This window comes from Corynebacterium sp. HMSC05E07, assembly GCF_001807225.1.
Taxonomy (GTDB): domain Bacteria; phylum Actinomycetota; class Actinomycetes; order Mycobacteriales; family Mycobacteriaceae; genus Corynebacterium; species Corynebacterium singulare.
Map to the genome: position 1 here is coordinate 13,497 of NZ_KV788207.1, position 17,760 is coordinate 31,256.

General features: G+C 60.9%; 15 protein-coding genes, 1 tRNA gene and 2 pseudogenes. 8 read left to right on the forward strand and 10 right to left on the reverse strand.

Annotated elements, in window-relative coordinates; translation table 11 throughout:
• The 4 genes and pseudogenes from HMPREF3149_RS13830 to HMPREF3149_RS13265 form a co-directional block, all read left to right on the forward strand.
• Positions 1-160: pseudogene (locus HMPREF3149_RS13830) on the forward strand (IS6 family transposase); the annotation flags it as partial.
• A gap of 205 nt (positions 161-365) precedes the next feature.
• Entirely contained in the window at positions 366-968 is a 603-nt protein-coding gene (locus tag HMPREF3149_RS01865) for a TetR/AcrR family transcriptional regulator (protein WP_042529878.1), read from the forward strand.
• 85 nt (positions 969-1,053) lie between these two features.
• Positions 1,054-2,241 (forward strand): MFS transporter, encoded by a 1,188-nt coding sequence (locus tag HMPREF3149_RS01870; RefSeq protein ID WP_070536180.1) that lies wholly within the window; start codon positions 1,054-1,056, stop codon positions 2,239-2,241.
• 115 nt (positions 2,242-2,356) lie between these two features.
• Positions 2,357-2,461: pseudogene (locus tag HMPREF3149_RS13265) on the forward strand (IS6 family transposase); the annotation flags it as partial.
• A 360-nt stretch (positions 2,462-2,821) separates the two neighbouring features.
• Here HMPREF3149_RS13265 and HMPREF3149_RS01875 read toward each other — a convergent pair.
• The 5 genes from HMPREF3149_RS01875 to HMPREF3149_RS01890 form a co-directional block, all read right to left on the reverse strand.
• Positions 2,822-3,241, reverse strand: coding sequence for a single-stranded DNA-binding protein (locus HMPREF3149_RS01875; RefSeq protein ID WP_042529874.1), 420 nt, complete (start codon positions 3,239-3,241; stop codon positions 2,822-2,824).
• A gap of 91 nt (positions 3,242-3,332) precedes the next feature.
• Entirely contained in the window at positions 3,333-3,476 is a 144-nt protein-coding gene (locus HMPREF3149_RS13520; RefSeq protein WP_005291046.1) for a hypothetical protein, read from the reverse strand.
• Between the two features lie 161 nt (positions 3,477-3,637).
• On the reverse strand, positions 3,638-4,660 hold the full coding sequence (locus HMPREF3149_RS01880) for a DUF4192 domain-containing protein (RefSeq protein ID WP_042529873.1): 1,023 nt from the start codon (positions 4,658-4,660) through the stop codon (positions 3,638-3,640).
• A gap of 465 nt (positions 4,661-5,125) precedes the next feature.
• Positions 5,126-5,202, reverse strand: a tRNA-Met gene (locus HMPREF3149_RS01885).
• Between the two features lie 156 nt (positions 5,203-5,358).
• Positions 5,359-8,343, reverse strand: a complete 2,985-nt coding sequence (locus tag HMPREF3149_RS01890; RefSeq protein WP_070536333.1) for a UPF0182 family protein — start codon at positions 8,341-8,343, stop codon at positions 5,359-5,361.
• 123 nt (positions 8,344-8,466) lie between these two features.
• On the opposite strand from HMPREF3149_RS01890, the gene HMPREF3149_RS01895 reads away from it, so the two are divergent.
• The gene (locus tag HMPREF3149_RS01895; RefSeq protein WP_070536181.1) at positions 8,467-9,030 is read left to right on the forward strand and encodes a PPA1309 family protein; all 564 of its coding nucleotides are present in this window, start codon (positions 8,467-8,469) and stop codon (positions 9,028-9,030) included.
• Positions 9,031-9,096: 66 nt separating this feature from the next.
• Entirely contained in the window at positions 9,097-9,795 is a 699-nt protein-coding gene (locus HMPREF3149_RS01900; RefSeq protein WP_070536182.1) for a beta-N-acetylglucosaminidase, read from the forward strand.
• Here the strand turns inward: HMPREF3149_RS01900 and HMPREF3149_RS01905 are convergent, their stop codons facing one another.
• On the reverse strand, positions 9,796-10,887 hold the full coding sequence (locus HMPREF3149_RS01905) for a YlbL family protein (protein WP_042529854.1): 1,092 nt from the start codon (positions 10,885-10,887) through the stop codon (positions 9,796-9,798). It abuts the gene before it with no gap.
• Positions 10,888-10,980: 93 nt separating this feature from the next.
• On the opposite strand from HMPREF3149_RS01905, the gene HMPREF3149_RS01910 reads away from it, so the two are divergent.
• On the forward strand, positions 10,981-12,450 hold the full coding sequence (locus tag HMPREF3149_RS01910) for a zinc-dependent metalloprotease (RefSeq protein WP_070536184.1): 1,470 nt from the start codon (positions 10,981-10,983) through the stop codon (positions 12,448-12,450).
• Between the two features lie 30 nt (positions 12,451-12,480).
• On the opposite strand, the gene HMPREF3149_RS01915 is transcribed toward HMPREF3149_RS01910, so the two are convergent.
• A complete protein-coding gene (locus tag HMPREF3149_RS01915) occupies positions 12,481-12,978 on the reverse strand; it encodes a M48 metallopeptidase family protein (protein WP_070536185.1) in 498 nt (165 codons plus the stop codon).
• 51 nt (positions 12,979-13,029) lie between these two features.
• Here HMPREF3149_RS01915 and HMPREF3149_RS01920 point away from each other — a divergent pair, with 51 nt between their 5' ends.
• Positions 13,030-13,881, forward strand: a complete 852-nt coding sequence (locus HMPREF3149_RS01920; RefSeq protein ID WP_246819917.1) for a TOMM precursor leader peptide-binding protein — start codon at positions 13,030-13,032, stop codon at positions 13,879-13,881.
• A gap of 12 nt (positions 13,882-13,893) precedes the next feature.
• On the opposite strand, the gene HMPREF3149_RS01925 is transcribed toward HMPREF3149_RS01920, so the two are convergent.
• The 3 genes from HMPREF3149_RS01925 to HMPREF3149_RS01935 are packed head-to-tail and all read right to left on the reverse strand — an operon-like array spanning position 13,894 to position 17,760.
• Positions 13,894-15,945, reverse strand: a complete 2,052-nt coding sequence (locus HMPREF3149_RS01925) for an ATP-dependent DNA helicase UvrD2 (RefSeq protein ID WP_070536188.1) — start codon at positions 15,943-15,945, stop codon at positions 13,894-13,896.
• Positions 15,914-16,648, reverse strand: a complete 735-nt coding sequence (locus HMPREF3149_RS01930; protein WP_042529845.1) for an NAD(+) diphosphatase — start codon at positions 16,646-16,648, stop codon at positions 15,914-15,916. Before HMPREF3149_RS01930 ends, HMPREF3149_RS01925 begins: the two co-directional genes overlap by 32 nt.
• On the reverse strand, positions 16,648-17,760 hold the full coding sequence (locus tag HMPREF3149_RS01935) for a potassium channel family protein (RefSeq protein WP_042529843.1): 1,113 nt from the start codon (positions 17,758-17,760) through the stop codon (positions 16,648-16,650). The genes HMPREF3149_RS01930 and HMPREF3149_RS01935 overlap by 1 nt, the downstream gene beginning before the upstream one ends.

A 17,760-nucleotide genomic window follows, 5' to 3' on the forward strand; every position in this document is an offset into this window, starting at 1 on the left:
CGGGCCGAAAGGCGCGTTTAAGAACCGGACGTCTGCCTACCGGACGTTGAAAGGGATGGAAGCGATGCATTCATTACGGAAAGGTCAGGGCACGATGTTTGCTTATGGGCACCCCAATCCGGACGCGGTGATCGTCAACCGGGCCTTCGAGACGGCCTGAGAACGCCCACACGCAGCGGCCATCAGGGAATGAGAAACTGAGTCTTCGCTGCTCTCCCCCCCAACTTTGCAACAGCACCTATACGAGCCAGGTGCGCGTCATGCGGGCAGCCCATTCAACAACGGCTGCACCAGTCAACGCTGCGTCGGTCGCGGCCTGTGTTTGTTTTGTACTCCATAGTCCATTAACTGCTAGCATCGCGGACATGGGTAGACCACGAACGTTTGACGAGGCGACGGTGCTGGATGCCGCGGCCGCGCAGTTCAGGGTGCGTGGATTCGCGGACACGTCGACTGAGCAGTTGTGCGCGGCGGCCGGGGTGCGGCGGAGCAGCCTGTACAACGCCTTCGACTCCAAGGATGAGCTGTTCGTTCGAGCACTGGAGCGCTATGTCGAGGTCACTGGTGAGAGTCAGGAGGCGGTGCTCGCCGATGCCGAACTGGATGGCTTCGCACGCGTGAGCGGTGTTCTGAATCTCATGATCGCCGAGGAGTACGAGGCGTCCACTGAAGGGCACGCGGCCGGGTGCATGGTCGTGACGACACGCATGACGCCGGACCGCGGCAGTCAGGACCCGCGCGTCGCCCGCATCCTCGACCGTGCACTGGGACGCCAGCTCGCGATGCTGGAGCACGCCGTCAGGGCCGGCAGGTTCGACGGCAGCCTCCGGCCGGACCTGGACGCTCGGGACACCGCACTGCTGGTCGTCACCCTGATCTCAGGGATTCGCGTCATGGCACAGGCCGGCTCCGCACCCGAGGAACTGCGGCGGATCGTCGCACTCGGCCTCAGTGCCCTGACACCTTGATACGCTACTACTGAGAAATCCGTGAGCTGTCGGGCTCACCTGCACCTTTATTTTGTACTAGAGAATCCACATTGGAGACCGAGCAATGAAGAAATACCTGTACGTACTGATGCTCACGATCATGGTGGTGGTCATGAGCGAGTTCCAGACCGCGGGGATGATGCCGCAGATCGCCGCAGACCTGGGCGTCTCGACCGGCCAGGTCGGGACGGTGGTCACTTTGTACGCGCTCGGCATGGCGCTCGGAGGCCCGCTGCTGGTGTACCTCCTGCGGCATCGCCCACCCAAAGCCTCGCTGTTGATCGTCATCGGAACCTATGCCGCGCTGGAGGTCCTGGTCCCGCTGATCCACGAGTTCTGGTGGCTGGCACTGCTTCGCGTCCTGACCGGATGCCTCTCCGGCGCCGCCTATGGCATCGCCGTGTCCTACAGCGCCCGACTGGCCCCGAGTCCGGAGAAGATCGGCGAAGCAGTGTCCATCGTGCTCGGCGGCATCATGATCGGAACCGTCATCGGCCTGCCGCTGTCGCACTTCCTCGCGGCCCGCTGGGGCTGGCAGTCCAGCTTCTACATCCTAGGCATCGCGGCCTTCGCCGTGTTCCTCATCAGCCTGCTCACCCTGCCCGCCCGTGAAGCCGCCACCCAGGAAGCCGCCGCACAGGACCTGCGCAAGCTGCGCTCGCCGAAACTCTGGTCCAGATACCTGGTCAGCCTGCTGACCATCGGCGCAGCCTTTGCCGGCTTCTCCTACTTCACCCCGCTGCTGGAACAGAACGCCGGCTTCGCGACGAATACGACGACCCTGATCCTGCTCGCCTACGGGATCGTGTCCTTCATCGGCAACCTCATCGTCGGCAAGTTCGCCGACCAGCACGCCATCGGCATCCTGCGCATCGGACACACACTGCTATTCATCTCACTCGCGCTCCTTGGAGCCTTCAGCAACGCACAGCCGCTCGTGCTGGCCATGGTGCTCATCGTAGGCGTCGCCGGAGTGCCGATGAACCCCGCCATGGTCGCCCGCGTCGCCGAAATCGGAGGAACCGGGAACATGGTCAGCACGGTGCACACCTCCGTCATTACCATGGGCGTCGCCCTGGGATCAGCAATCGGCGCGCTCGCCATCGGCCGAGCCGGTGACGATCCCTCCGCAGCCATGTGGATCGGAGCAGCCTTCGCCGTTCTCGCCACACTCACCCTCGCAACACAAGCACGAGGCAGAAGACAACCTCTTCGACCGCCCCATGCAACTGAAACAGCAGATTGTGTCTGATCTGCTGATCTGATCAGATCACATCTCCAATCGGCAGGCCCGTCGATCTCCTGGACCATCAAACAGACGTAGCTACTTTCGCATCCCAACGGCGTTCTCGTCTCCATGTAGCACTGTGGAGGCGATGCACTCATTGCGGAAAGGGCAAGGCACGATGTTTGTCTACGGGCAACCGAACCCGGACGCGGTCATCGTCAACCGGGCCTTCGAGACGGCCTGAGAACGCCCACACGCAGCGGCCATCAGGGAATGAGAAACTGAGTCTTCGCTGCTCTCCCCCCAACTTTGCAACAGCACCTGAAATGGGGACCGACGGTCTCAAGGTCCGGGGCGACATTCGCAGGGGTCAGATCTTGTATTTCTGGGAGTCGTAACGGGTACCTGGTCTTGTAGGCCCAGGAGCTCCCACAGGTGGTCGACAACCTGCACTGGGCTCTTCCGGGGGGCAAGGTTGGATGAATCCCATCTCAGCGACACGGGAACTGTACGAATCGATGTATGGGTCGACCACGACCTCGGCGGATCTAGTATTTTGAAGAAAAAATAACCCCGCAGGGAAACCTACGGGGTGTTGTTGTAACTAGAACGGTGCTTGTTCAGCGTCTGCGAGCGCTGCGGTCGCAGCGTCGTTGCCTCGACGGGCTGCTCGGGCCGCGGACTCCTTCTTGGAATCAATCAACTGCACCGTGTCGATGCGTGCGACCAGCGGGTAGTGCTTCACACCGTCCTTGTCGGTGTAGACGTCGGTTTTCAACGAGTAGCTCACCACGACGCGATCGCCGGAGCCGATGCAGCCGAACACGCCGGGGTTCTTCGCGTCCTGGACGTAGCCGGTCAGCTCCACGATCTCGGACTCGACCTTGCCGGTGGCCTTGTTCTTGAAGGTGTTGCGCGCATAGACGCTGAGCTTCACCGTCGCGCCACCGTTTGCGTGCTCGAACAGCTTCGGTGCGCGAGCTGCGTTGCCGACGATGGTGCCGTTGTTGAATGGGTTGGACATGGTGGTTCTCCTTACGTGAGTGGGTGTGAATTGCTGTGCAGTTTGGGTACTTAAGCAGCGGCTTTGCTGCTGTGGGGTGGTTGCGCTGTCGTTACAGCACTGCCCAGGGCAGCGGTGTGCCTGCCGCCTCTAGGTCGCGCAGTTCTTGCGCTGCGCCCGGATCGGCGTCCTCGCCGTCGATACCGTCGGCGAGCTGGTAGAGCAGTTCCAGGTCGGTGTGGATGAAGTCGCGCATCAGGTGCCTCCTTGTTCGGATTGATGGTCAATCCGTCTGTTGGAGACAGCTCTGCTGTCTAAAGGCCACTCCCCTGCCTCGTTGAGGTGTCGGTCGTCGCAAGCCACGGCCCCGCGAGAAAAGAAAAACCCCGTTGCATCGCTGCAACGGGGTAGGTGGTGCTACTCGGCAAACAAGATCGTGCGGGTCTTCTCGGCGCCCTCGCGGACGAGTTCGACCATCCGCTCGCCCTGGCCGATGTCGGTGAGCTTCGCCACCAACGACGGGAAATTCTCGTCTGGCCCGATCTCGGTGGCTCGCTGCGCAGCCACGCCAGCTAGCCCCGGCTGGCCTGTGGCGTGCGCAAGCACGGCAACAGTGGCGGTGAGCTGCGCGCGCATCCCTGGCCAGCTGGTCGGGACAGCGCGCATAACCTTCTCTATGAACGCAAGGCCCGCCTGCGGGTCATCGAGCAGCGCTGCGAGCAGCGCGTCTCGCAAGCGCTTTGTAGTGAAGCATTTCAGCGCCGATCGAACAGCGCGCGTGCTCGGCTGGGTTATTCCTGCCGCCGCCTGCTCGTATTCACGCTGCAGCACGTCGGAGAACATGGGCGGGATATACGCCAGCGCGTCTTCGATGATGTCGGCGTGCTCGGCAGCGTCGATGCCGTGATCGGTGCTGTTCAGGCGTGCCTCGATGTCGTCTTTGCTCGGCTCCGGCAGCTCGCCGGTGTGCTCTAGCATCTGCCGCAGCGCCGCCGATGCGGCGACCTCGCCGACAACGCCGTGGCGCGGCTCGTCGATGAGCGGATGCTGGTACACAGACCACCACGCAGCCCCGGTGACGATCTCAGGCACCTGCACCACCCCGAGCAGCGGCGGTAGGTGCACGGCCCCGCTCGTGAGATACGTGGCTGTCTCGCCGAAGACCGGCTGCGCAATGTCGTCGCTGATCATGTACGCGATAACAGCGTCGAGTTCGAGGTGGTGGACCCACGCTGCGAACCGCTCGCGGCTCTCGGTGAGCTTCTCCACGGCCTCGTCCAGGTCGAACCGCGCGACCGGGCCGAGGCGGATGGTGTCGACACCCTCGTCGTCGACGAAGAACGCGAGGATCAGCGAGTTGTTCGGGTAGAAGCCGAGGATGCCGGGGAGGTTCGCGAGGATCTCTCCGTGGGATGCAAGCGTGTGGGAATGAGTGGACATGACAGTGCTCCTTTGCACGAATACGGGGTGTACGTGGTCAATCCCGTATTCGGCCCGGCTCTGCCGGTCGCAGGCGTATCCTAGCAGTGCAGCACTGATGTGTGTCGGGCGTCGCTAGCGCAGCCTGGTATTGGGCTTGCCGGGTGCGGGCGCTAGCGACGCAGCATTGTTAGATCCCCGCGTCGCCGCTGGTTAAGCGTTACCTTTGGCGCGGTTGTGAGACTTGCACAGCAGTTCGCAGTTGCTTTCCTCGAACTGCCGGCTCCCGTGGCGTTCCTTCGTTGCCGCCGACCTCGCAATCACTAAGCAATGCCCCGAAAACCTGCGCCGCTTCGTTGGAGCGTCGCAGTTCCGTTTGGTGCAGGATTCTGACTCTAGTGCACCATCTAGTGCACAAAATGCCGGGTTTCAACACAAAACAAAGAAGACCCCTACCAGCGTTTCCACTGGTAGGGGCTTGGAAGTTGGTAGCGGGGGCAGGATTCGAACCTACGACCTCTGGGTTATGAGCCCAGCGAGCTACCGAGCTGCTCCACCCCGCGTCGAGATGCACTTCCAAACATCAAGCGCTCTGCACACTGTCTCGTGCGCTGGCGACTCATGTAACTATACAGACGCCATGGCGCCCACCCAAATCCCCTGGGCAGGCGCCATTTCGCGGTCAGTGGCCGGCTATCTTGCTCAGCCTTCAATCGGACTTACTGGGACTGCAGTGAGCGGTAATCCTCCACTGCCTTGTCCAGCTCGTCCAGAGCCTTGCCGTACTCCTCGAAGGAGCCACCCTTGGCCTTGTCCACGCCGTCGAGAGCCTTGTTGATGGCGTCGATCGCCTCGCCCTCGTTGGAGGCCTTCGGCGCGGAGGCCGGTGCAGAAGACTCGGAGTCCTTGCCATCCTTGGCGTCCTTCTGGTCGCCCTCGGAATCCTTCGCCTCATCCTTGTCGGTCTTCTTGCCCGAGTCGCCCTCGATCTCCGTGATGTCCTGGGCGGCCTTCGGATCGATGCCGACCTGTTCCAGGGCCTCACCAATCGTCGGGGCGTAGCCTACTCGGCCCTTGTAGGACACAAGCACGCGCAGCAGCTTCGGGAAGGCCGACTCTTGGCCCTTGCGCTGAGAGTAGATGGGCTCGAGGTAAAGGATTTCACCGTCGCCCACCGGCAGCGCCAGCAAGTTACCGTTCTTCAGGTCATTCGAGCCTTGCCACAGCGTGCGGTCACGCGCGACTTGGTCGGAGGACATCATGGCATCCTGGGCCTGCTTCGGACCCTGAGTCTGGGTATTCGTCGGCAGCACGCGCACGGTGATGTCGCCGTAGGTCTCCGGGTCGGAGGACACGGCCATGTGTGCGGACAGGAACTGACGGTTCAGGCCACGGTAGGAGGTGATGAGCTGGAAGCTCGGCTTATTGGTCTCCGGGTCAGAGGCCAGCACATAGTACGGCGGTTGGTTCAGACCCTGCGACTCGCCGGCGGTCGGATCCTCCGGGACAGACCAGAAGGCATCGTTGTTGAAGAACACTCCTGGGTCATCAACGTGGTACTTGGCCAGAAGGTTGCGCTGGACCTTGAACATGTCCTCCGGGTAGCGCAAGTGCTGACGCAGCTCGTCGGAAATCTCCGACTCCGGCTTGACGACGCCCGGGAAGACGCCTTCCCACGCCTTGAGGACAGGGTCTTCGGTGTCGAACTCATAGAGATCAACGGTGCCATCGTAGGCGTCGACAGTAGCCTTCACCGAGTTACGGATGTAGCCCACCTGGTCGTTGACCAGACGCTGCGTCGTGCCGTTCGGGTTCTGCGCATCCTGCGTAGTCTCCGTCAGGGAGGTTCGCTGCGAGTACGGCAGCGAGTCCAGGGTGGTGTAGCCATCGACAACCCACTTGATGCGGCCATCAATAACCGCCGGGTAGGTGGAAGAATCCGTGGTCAGCCACGGAGCAACCTTCTCCACGCGCTCACGCGGATCGCGGTCATAAAGCAACTTGGACTCCGAACCAACACGGTCCGACAGCAGGAAGTTCAGCTCCTGGTACTTCAGGGCAAAGGCTGTGCGGTCCACAAGGTTTCCGATGTCCACGCCACCTTTCCCCTCGTATGTGTAGGTGGAGGTATCGGTGTCGTACTCCACCGACTGCTCACCAGTCTTGCCCACGATGGCGTAATCCATGCCATCGCGTGCGCTAGCAATCACCGGGCCAAAGTAAATGCGCGGCTCGTCCACTTTAATGCCCAAGGATTCCTCGGCGTTCTTGGTCTCGCCTTCGCCTTCTGCATCCTTGCCGGACTGCGTCTGCAGATCAGCCACGGTGAAGATGGGGAAACCACCGCGGGCAGAACCTGCATCACGGGCGACCTCATCAACCGTATTGGCCTGGGCGGCGATGAAGCCATTGCCGTGCGTATACACGGTGTGACGGTTAATCCAGTTCTGCTGGTTCTCCTGCAATTCATTCGGGTCGAGCTCGCGGGCGGCAACCACAAAGTCACGGATATCGCCGTCGATCTCGTAGCGATCCATCGCCAGAGTCTCTGGGAAGCCGTAGAAGTTCTTCAGCTGCTGCATCTGCGTAAACGTCGGCGCAAGAATATCTGGATCCAACAAGCGCAGGTTAGAAATCGTCGAATCATCGGACGCAACCTTGTCATCGGCAACATCGCCGGCGCCCCAGTTTTCCTCGTACGTCACCTTGTCTTCGGTCAGACCGTAAGCAAAACGCGTGGACTCGATGTTGCGGGAAATGGACTCGGCTTCCTTGGCCTGACGGTTCGGGTTCACAGAGAAGCGCTCCATGATGAGCGGCCAGCCCTGGCCAATAACCAGTGCCGAGAGCACCATGAGCACCACAGCAAGACCAGGGATGCGCAGGTCCTTGATCACCACTGCGGAGAAAATGGCCACGGCGACGAATACGCCGATGATCATGAGGATAATCTTCGCCGGCAGGTAGGCGTTGATGTCGGTGTAAGAACCACCGGTGAACAGCGAGTGCTTCGTGTAGAGCAACTGATAGCGCTCCAGCCAGTAGCTGGCCACCTGCAGCAGCATCCAGATGCCAGCCGTCACGGCCAGCTGGGTGCGCGCGGACTTCGACAACGAGCCGCGCACACCGGCCGCGCGGTTACCAATGCGGATGCCGCCGAGAATGTAGTGTCCCACCAGCGCGATGAGGAAGCACACGGCAAACAGCAACGAAAGAGCATTGACCAGCATCGACCACACCGGCAGGCGGAAAGCATAGAAACCCAGATCGTGGTTGAACTGCGGGTCAGTCACGCCGAAATCATGCGAGTTAAGGAAAAGCATGACTGGGCGCCAGTTAGCCTGGCCCAGCAGGCCGGAAACAATACCAACAAGCACAGGGATGGCCTTGAGGAAGACCCCCATTGTGCTTTCAATGGACTTGCGGTACTGGTAGACGGGCGAATTGAGGTCCGCCATGTCCATGGACGCCCCGCGCCCGCGCCAAACCAGAAGGCCGGCAACATAAGTGATGGCGGCGGCGACCAGACCAAAAATAAGGAAGAGCACGATGCGCGTGATCAGGGTCTTGGTAAAGACCCCGCGGTACTCAATCGCGCCGAACCACTTCCAGTCTGTGTAGAAGCCCACGAACATGGGGCCGATGAACAAGAGGATAGCGATGACGGCGACTACCCAGGACAGCACCCTGGGTGGACGTTTCATCGGGGCGGTGGGTCGGTTGAGTCCGGAAGCCAACTCCAGCTCCAATCAAGTGTCGTGCGAATATAGAGGTATCAAGCTTCTAGTCTAGAGAAGCACTACCACCGTCAACGAACAAGGACGCTTATGAGTTCCCAACCCAACTCCCAGCCAGCTGCTAACCGCGCGCTCAACAAGGCCATGCGCGAGGCCGTGGATTTCATTCACGCCGAAGGCTGGGACGCCCCTCCTACGCTGTTTGCCCTTGTCCCCACCGACTTGGTGGCAGCGCAGCTGGGGGATGTCGACGAGGATTCCCCTCTCACACTCGTGGTCCAGGATCTCCCCGAAGGTATCGAGCCGGGTTCGGAGCACCTAGCCGAGTACGTTGCACGTTTGGCATGGCCGCGTGAGGTCGCCGGAGTCATCTTGGCACAGGAGATCACGTTCAAAGACACCGCAGACGCCGCGCTTGCCGACGCCCACCCCGCTCGCCTTTTCTCCGGTGTCCTCCGCGAAGGCGTGGGAGAGGATGGGACGGAAGGTGCAGAGCTCACTTTGCTCCAGCTGCGCCCCACTGAAGAGGAGCTAGAGGCCGCTGGCCCATTCGCGGAGGATGATATCCAGTTGCGTGGCGGGCCCAACGTCGCCCCCGGAGTCATCGCCGCCCTGCGCTATGGCCTCGAGCAGGATCCAGACGACGTCCTTTAATCGACTAAACTGGGCAGATAGTATTACCAACGTGTACCGCAGTACCGCAATTTAGAGGAGTATCTCGTGCGCTTGACCACCCGCCTCACCGCCGCTGCCTCAGTCGTGCTCGCCACCGGCTCACTCCTTGCCGCATGCGGCCACAAGGAAAACCCTGAGCCAGCACCGGCCTCCACAGTTGCTGCCACCGAGGAGAAGAGCCCAGAGTCTCCCACCTCCGCATCGAAGCAGGCCACTGAAACAAGCTCGGCTGTCTCGACGAGCTCCGCTGAAGAATCCGAGTCCGCGGACGCATCTGCCGGTAAGAGTGGTTCACGCAGCTCTGCCTCCACCGCTGACGGGGAGGATGGCGAGGGCTCTGACTCTGCCGAGCCAAGCTCGGCATCGGGAGGGAAATTCGACGCTTCCGTAAACGAGGCCTACGAGATTTTCGGTGGCCTCGTTCCGGAAGAGATTTTCGAGCAGTTCGATCGCTGCGATCCCAATGGTGTGACGGACTCCTTCAACTGTTCTGGCGCTGAGGTGGGCCAGTTCCAGTTCTTCAAATCCAAGGCCAAAGCCTCCCAGACCACCCAGGTGCTCACGGAGCTTCGCAGTTCTCGCGTCATCGAGGACAGCGGCAACCGCGTAGTGGGCTGGTCCATGCTGGGTAACACCGCAATCCTGACCGTCGTCGATAACGACGAAGGCCTCATCATGCAGCAGATGATCTCCACCGACCAGGATGATCCGGAGGAGCGGCTCAAGGAGCTGGGGCTGGTCTAGCTAGCCGCGGTGCGGCGGGGTCCCGCAGGTCTCGACTTCTTCCCCATCGGCGAAGTTTCGCATTGCCGCTATTGCGTCATCGAGGGTGTGTACCTTCGCCACCACCATGTCACCGGTGTCTCGGCTGGTGGCTTCCGCACAATTCTCCGCTGGGGACAGGAAAAGCTCCGCGCCCGCATCACGGGAAGCGCGAACTTTGTGGGCGATACCTCCGATGGGCCCCACCTGTCCGTCCTCACCGATGGTGCCGGTACCAGCCACAACCGCACCGCCTGTGAGGTCCTCAGTGGACAGTTTGTCAATGACCGCGAGCGTAAACATCATGCCTGCTGACGGGCCTCCGATGTCCTGCAGATTGTAATCCACACTAATGTCCTCAGTCGGCACCGACATCATAAGAATGCCCAGCAGCGGGGTGTCCTCATCCTCCGGATGCGCACCGAGGGTCACTGTCACCGTACTGTCCTTGCCCTCGCGAACGATGTCCAGTGTCACCTCATCGCCTGGAGCGAGCTCACGAACCTTCTCCTGAACCTCACCGGGTTCACTGACGGGATCTGCGTTAACGGCGGTGATGATATCGCCTTCATGGAGCGAGTCGGCCGCGGGGGCGTCACCAAGCACCTGCGCTACCTCAATGCGCACCGGTTTGTTGAGGTAGTCCATGGCCGCCACCGTGGCGGCAGACTCCGACTGCGTAAAAGCCTGCTGGTTAGCCTCCTGGACTTCCTCATCCGTCTTACCTTGGGGAATGATGTTCTCGATCGGCACGAGGGTGTCATCAGTAAACATCCACCGGCCAAGCGCCTGCGCCATCGTCATGTTGGTGCGCACCGACACCGTGGTCATATTGAGCTGACCAGAAGGTTCAAAGGTTTCGGGCGCCTTAACCTCAACGACCTGCATGCCCTCGACCTCACCCAAGGTATCCACGACGGGCCCCGGACCTTCAGAAGCATAGGGAACAGTCAGCGTGATGTCCGTGCCCGGGATGCGGTCGATGCTCAGCAAGGCTCCCGTCAGCGCCACCGGGATCGCTCCCCAGGTCAGGGTACGAAGGCGGCGGGTTCGGGGGTTCTGCTGTCGATTCACGGAGAAACAGCCTACAACGTTTGTCGGCCTGTTCGCTCTCAGCGTTGCCGTGAACCTAGAATCCTTAGCTCAGAAACCGGTAGATTGGGGCGCATGAACAACGGATTCGGTTTCTCTTTTCCCAACAACGATGATGACGACGACAAGGATCGTCGCGACCAGAACCCGTTTGGCGCCTTCGGCTTCAGCGCGGGTGGCGCTGGCGGTGGCGGTGGCCTAGGCGATCTCCTCAACCAGTTTGGCCAGATGCTCTCCGGCATGGGTTCCTCCATGAGCTCACCGGAAGGCTCCGGACCGGTCAACTATGACTTGGCCAAGCGCATCGCCCAGCAACAGATCTCCGGAGACAAGGAAGTCAACGAGAAGGACCGCACTGCGGTTCAGGAGTCCGTGCGCTTGGCGGAGCTGTGGCTTGATGATGCCACCCTGCTCCCCACCGCCTCCGGTTCTGTTACGGCGTGGAATTCCACAGAGTGGCTGGGGCACACCCTGCCCATGTGGCAGCGCATGGTGACCCCGGTGGCTGAGCACATGAACAATGCGCAGCTCGAGTCCCTGCCAGAGGAGGCCCGCGAGATGATGGGGCCGATGACCTCGATGATGAACTCGATGTCCAGCATGAATTTCGGCATGAAGCTCGGCCACGCGCTCGGTGATTTGGCCTCCCAGGCGCTCACCGGTTCCGATTTCGGACTGCCGGTCTCCCCTGCTGGCACCACAGCGTTGCTGCCGCACAACATCCAGGCCATCGCCCGAAACCTCAACGTTCCGGGCCAAGAGGTGCTGGTCTACATCGGCGCCCGTGAGGCCGCCCGCCAGCGCCTGTTCAGGCACGTTCCATGGCTGGTAGAACGCCTTGTATCCTCCGTGGAGGAATACGCCATGGGCCTCGTCATCGACACCTCCCACATTGAGGAGGCCACCCGCGAGCTCAACCTCGAGTCCGGTGACCCGCAGGCAATCCAGGATGCGATGGGCAAACTACAGGGCATGGACCTCTCCCCCCGCATTACCTCCCGTAATGCGGGCGCAGCTTCCCGCCTAGAGACCTTGCTCGCGCTCGTTGAGGGCTGGGTCGAGCATGTTGTCACCGAAGCCTTAGGCGAGCGCATTCCATCGACGAAGGCTATGAATGAGGCGTGGTCGCACCGCCGCTCCACCGGTGGCTCTGCCGAGAAGGCTTTCTCCCAGGTCGTCGGCATTGAGCTCAACGCCCCGAAGGTGGAGGCTGCCGCTGAGCTCTGGCGCCGCGCCACCGTGGCCGTCGGTGTGGACAAGCGTGATTCCGCGTGGGATCACCCAGACCTGCTTCCTACGGCCGAACACATCGAGAACCCTGCCTCCTTCATCGACGGTTTGCTCGATGACAGCACTGACGAGGGCTTCGAAGAGGAGTTCTCCAAGCTGGAGGAAATGCTCAAGCAGCAGTCCAGTGGCCAAACTGATGCCGCGGAAGAAGACGGCACTCCCGACCAAGACTCCGCGTCTAACGAGGACGTCCACGATTCGGACGACGGCACGGGTAAGGATGAGGGCGAAGGCAAAGAATCCCGCGAAAACTAGTGCGCGCGGCAGGACTACTGTGCTGCGCGGTTAGCGGAAGCGCTGATAGGCCTCCAAATAGCCTTTGGCCCGTTCCGCTTTCGGTGCCCGGTCAGCCCACTCCCAAAACTCCGGGCCATGCCCGGAAATGAAGGTATGGGTTAACTCGTGAATGATCACGGCGTCAAGAACGTACTCAGGGACGTCCTGCAGACGGTCAGAAATGCGGATATCTCCCGTTGAGGTAGTACAGCTGCCCCAACGGGATTTTTGGTTGCTCACCCAACGAATAGACCCCAGCTTCGCGCGGCCTTCCAGGTAGCGCGTGTTGAGAGAGTGGGCGCGGGTGGTGAGGGAGGCGTCGGAAAGCTGCGTCGATGTGTGCTTTTTCTGCACCTTCGCCACGATGTCCGCCACGGCCTTCTCCTCCTCCGCGGCGGACATCCACGCGGGAATGCGTACCTCCAGAATGCCGTCGACAGTGCGGGCTTGGACGGTACGCCGGCGCCGGGCGGAACGGATGACACGCACTTCGGGATTACTCGACATGACAGGGCATTCTACCTGTGGTGCAATGGAAGCCAACCGCGGCTGGGAGGGATGCCGCGACACGGGGAGGAACACATGGCGGCACAGGCCTACGCATTGGCGCCCGACGTGGCAGTACTGGAACGCGAGCCAGGCATCTTACAGTGCGGTATGGATGCCACACGGGTCGGTGTGCTGGAAGCGCACCCACAGTTGGCAAGTCTGCTCAACCGCCTTCGCACGCCGCTGACAAGGCAAACCATTGAAAAATCAATTGAAAACACCGGGCTTACCCCAGCGGCCGCACGCAGTGTGGTGGATGATCTCATCAGCTACAACGTCCTGTGGCCGGAACCCACACCACAACGCGTGGCGGTGCTGGGAACGTCGGTGTTGGCCGATGAGCTTCGAGATGCCCTCCTCACCGACCATTTCCAACCTCGCTCACCACTGCCCACAGAAACGCCCGCGAAGTATATCGAAGGAGTGTCCGGGCATCTGCCCATCGTGGCGGTCGACATGCTCAGTGGAGCGGTGGAATGGGCGCATGCTCTCCACAAAAGTCCGGCGACATGGCTTCCGGTTTCCATGCTGGACGCTCGGGGCATCATCGGGCCAGTGCGTGTCAAAGGCACAGGACCTTGTCCGATGTGCGCACACCTGCACCGCATCGATGCCGATGAACAGTGGCACGAGGTAGCCCAACGCGCTAGTGAAGCATCACGGCCGGGAGACCCCGTGACACGCACCGCGGTGGTCATGCATGCAGTGGTCACAATCCGGCGGCTGATGGGACGTCCAGCTCCGCCTGGAGCGCCACGCACACGACCACTGGCGGGAGAGCTCAAGGAGGTTGACCTGTACGGAGTTGAACAGCACCGCCTCGTACTGGAACATCCACGCTGCCCTTATTGCAGGGGGTAAATCTGTGCGGCCCTAGTGGGTAGAGGCAATGATCTGCAGGACTTCCGCCCCATAGCGCTCCAGTTTGGCAGGGCCCACGCCAGATACATCGAGCAGCTCAGCTTCCGTGGAGGGCAGCGCCTCTGAGATGGCCTGCAGGGTGGCATCGGAAAAGACGACGTAGGCCGGAACTTTGGAATCCTTCGCCACTGAGGCACGCCAGGAACGCAATGCTGTGAATACGTCCTCATCTCCTTCGTACTCACACCATTCGTGCCGGCCGAGGACTTTTTCTGCCGGGCTGGTGAGTTCAGCAGAGCACACCCGACAGCGGCGTGGGCGGTAACGGCGGTTGCTGGATTGGCTTTCTTCGAGTTCAGGAACAAGGCCATCGAGAAAACGTGTGCGTTCACGCGAGGCCCGCGAGCCAGTTGTTTTTGCCAATGCCCACGACAAGGCTAGATGCTCCCTGGCACGGGTAATGCCCACGTAGAACAGGCGGCGTTCCTCTTCCACCTGCTCGTCACCTGCCTTGATGGCGTGGTTGATGGGCAGCAGCTTCTCGGTGAGCCCCACGAGGAACACCGCATCCCACTCCAAGCCCTTGGCCGCGTGAATGGTGGCCAAGGTAACGCCTTCCATGGTGGGGTTGTGCTTGTTGTCCGAACGGCGGTGTAGCTCTCCCAGCACACCATTGAGGTCAATGTCCTCGTGGTCTTCCACAATCTGAGCAATGAGATCCACGAGCGCGCTGAGGGACTGCCAACGCTCACGAGCCTGCGCACCCTGCGGCTCAGTAGCCGTTAACCCCAGCTCCACAAAGGCGGCACGGGCAATAGCCACTGGGTCCTCCGGAAGATCATCGCGGCGCGTAGCCGCAATGAGCACGCGGATGGCCTCCAGAATTTCTGGGCGGCGGAAGAAACCTTCGCCACCGCGAACTTGGTAGACAATTCCTGCATCCGCTAAAGCCTGTTCAAATTGCTCCGATTGCGCGTTGATGCGGTAAAGGATGGCAATCTCTGATGCCTTCACGCCCTGGTTCAGCAGGGTGAGCACCTGACCAGCGACCTCTTTGGCCTCGATCTCCTCGGATTCATAGGCCTTAAATGTGGGCTCTGGCCCCGGCTCACGCATGCCCTGCAGCTCCAGACGAGTGCCAGCGGCGCGTCCAGTAGCTTTAGCAATGACCGCATTCGCCAGATCTGTGACCTGCGGGGTGGAACGGTAATCTCGCTGCAACTTAATCATCGTGGCCTGCGGATACGTGCGGGAAAAGTCCAGCAGGTATTCCGGGGAGGCTCCGTTAAAGGAGTAAATGGTCTGATTGGCGTCACCCACCACAGTCAGGTCATCGCGCTCCCCTAGCCAGGCTTCAAGTACGCGCTGCTGCAGCGGTGTGACGTCCTGATACTCGTCCACGACGAAGGTGCGATATTGCTCACGGAATACTTCCGCCACGGACGGCACATTTTCAATGGCCCCGGCGATATGCATGAGCAAGTCATCGAAGTCCAAGTACATGAGGTCAGGGGTGGACTTCATATCCTCATAGCGGCGAAAAACTTCCGCCACGGCGTTCGGATCCCCAGGCGCTTCGCGGTCCGTGCTCTCGATGATGCCTGGGTAGCCCTCGGGGCTAATGAGTGAGGACTTAGCCCACTCAATTTCCCCAAGGAAGTCCCTAATGGTGTCCTTGGTGTTCTCTAGGCCCAATGACCGGACTGCGCGGCCAACGAGGCTGAATTTGTTATCGATGAGCTGCCATGGCAGGTCTCCAGCCACCTGCGGCCAGAAGAACTTCAGTTGGCGGCGAGCCGCCGCATGGAAGGTTTGGGCCTGCACTCCCCCGACGCCCATCTGGTGGAGGCGCTCGCGCATCTCACTCGCCGCACGTGTGGTGAATGTGACGGCGAGCACGCGCTGCGGGTTGACGAATCCTTGGTCCACCATGTGGGCGATGCGGTAGGTAATCGTGCGGGTTTTACCCGTGCCCGCGCCCGCGAGGATGCAGACCGGGCCGCGCGGTGCCGTCGCAGCGGCGCGCTGATCTTCATCGAGCAGGGACAGATCCGGTCTCATCACCGTGGAACCACTCCATAATCATCGTGTGTGCAATTGAGCCCGAACGGGCAATGGGCAAACTCGGCACATCGGCACGGGACACCCACCGAACCTCTGCGAGTTCTTCGTCAGTATCGCACACGGGTTGGACATCCTGTGCCACCGCGGAAAAGCCCACCATAAGGGACCCACTGGGCGGCCACGGTTGGGAACCCCAATACGTCACTGAATGGATACGGCGGCCGGTTTCTTCGAGGGCCTCCCGTGCCATCGCGTCCTCCAACGTCTCTCCCGGATCAACATAGCCCGCGATGAGGGAAAAGAATCCCGGGCGGTGCCTGTTCCGGGCCAACAGGATGCGATCCAGCTCAGGATGATGAATGATACCGATAACCGCGGGATCTACTCGCGGAAAGACCATTCGCTCCCCTATGCGCCCCACGGCTCCAGGTGCTGGGTAGTCCAACTCCTGACCTGTGCGCGGATCGAAGCGCGCTTCGCGACGGTTACGGATAAGATGCAGCGCTTTAAGCACAGCGTGCTGACCAGTAAAGAACGTGGCATCCCGCAAAGCACCAAGTTTCTCAGCGGCAGAAGTCTCAAGTACAAAGGCACGGACCTCGCCTACCTCCACAAGAATGTCACCTGCCGGTTCGGCAACAAGGACCGGCCGGCCCTCTGTATCCACAGGGATCCGGCCGGTTTCGGTGACAGGCAGGAACATTACTTGTCGTCGTCCTCGTCCTCATCGGAGTCTTCAATTGCCTGCTGCATCTCATGCTTGATGTAGAGCAGGCGGTCACCCGGTTTCAGGGCATACGCATCCGCGGTGTCCACGCGGTGCAGCTCATTGTTGCGGAGGACGGCTAGCACGATGTCTGCCAAGTGGCGTGGGTTAGAGCCGACTTCAAACTCACGTACCGCGCGCTCCGCGACGGAGAAGCCCTCATTCGGGGACAGAAGATCCTCCATCATCTCCACCACGGTTGGGGTAACGGTGGCCAAGCCGAGGAGGCGTCCAGCGGTCTCTGCAGAGGTCACCACTGAGTCAGCGCCTGACTGCAGAAGGAGGTGGCGGTTCTCGGATTCACGAACAGAAGCCACCACCTTGGCCTTAGGGTTGAGCTCGCGCACGGATAGCGTACACAGCACCGCAGTATCGTCGGTGGACGGCGTCACGACGACTGACGACGCATGTTGTGCACCGGCGATGCGCAGCACGTCCTGCTTCGATCCCGAACCGTAGATGGTGACAAGACCATGGTGTTCTGCATTGGCAAGTGCAGCACGGTTCGTATCCACGACGACGATTTGCGAAGGCGGGACATCATCCGCAATGAGTGCGGCCACCGCACCAGCGCCCTTGGTGCCATAGCCGATAACGACAGTGTGGTTACGCAATTGCTTTCTCCAATTCTGGATTTCAAATGTGCGGCGCGCACGATCCGTGAGCACTGACAACGTAGCGCCGACCAACAGCACAAGGAAGAGCAGTCGGGCAGGTGTAACGATGACGAGGTTCAGAAACCGTGCTTGTGGGGTAACCGGAACGATGTCACCATAACCCACGGTGGTGAGTGACACTGCCGAATAATACGCCGCATCGAGGAACGACAGATCCTCGCTGTAGCCATCGCCGTCGAAGTAAACGACGATGGTGACGAAAACGAGCAATCCCATGGCCCACAAAACGCGGCGTGCGAGCTGCTTCCACGGGTTGGTGCTTTCTGTACGCGGGAGAGTGATGACGTCAATCAGCGCATGGTCAGGCTGCGACGTCAACTCGATCTGCGGTAAGAAACGCGACTTAAGGCGTTTACCTATGCGTTTGGCCAC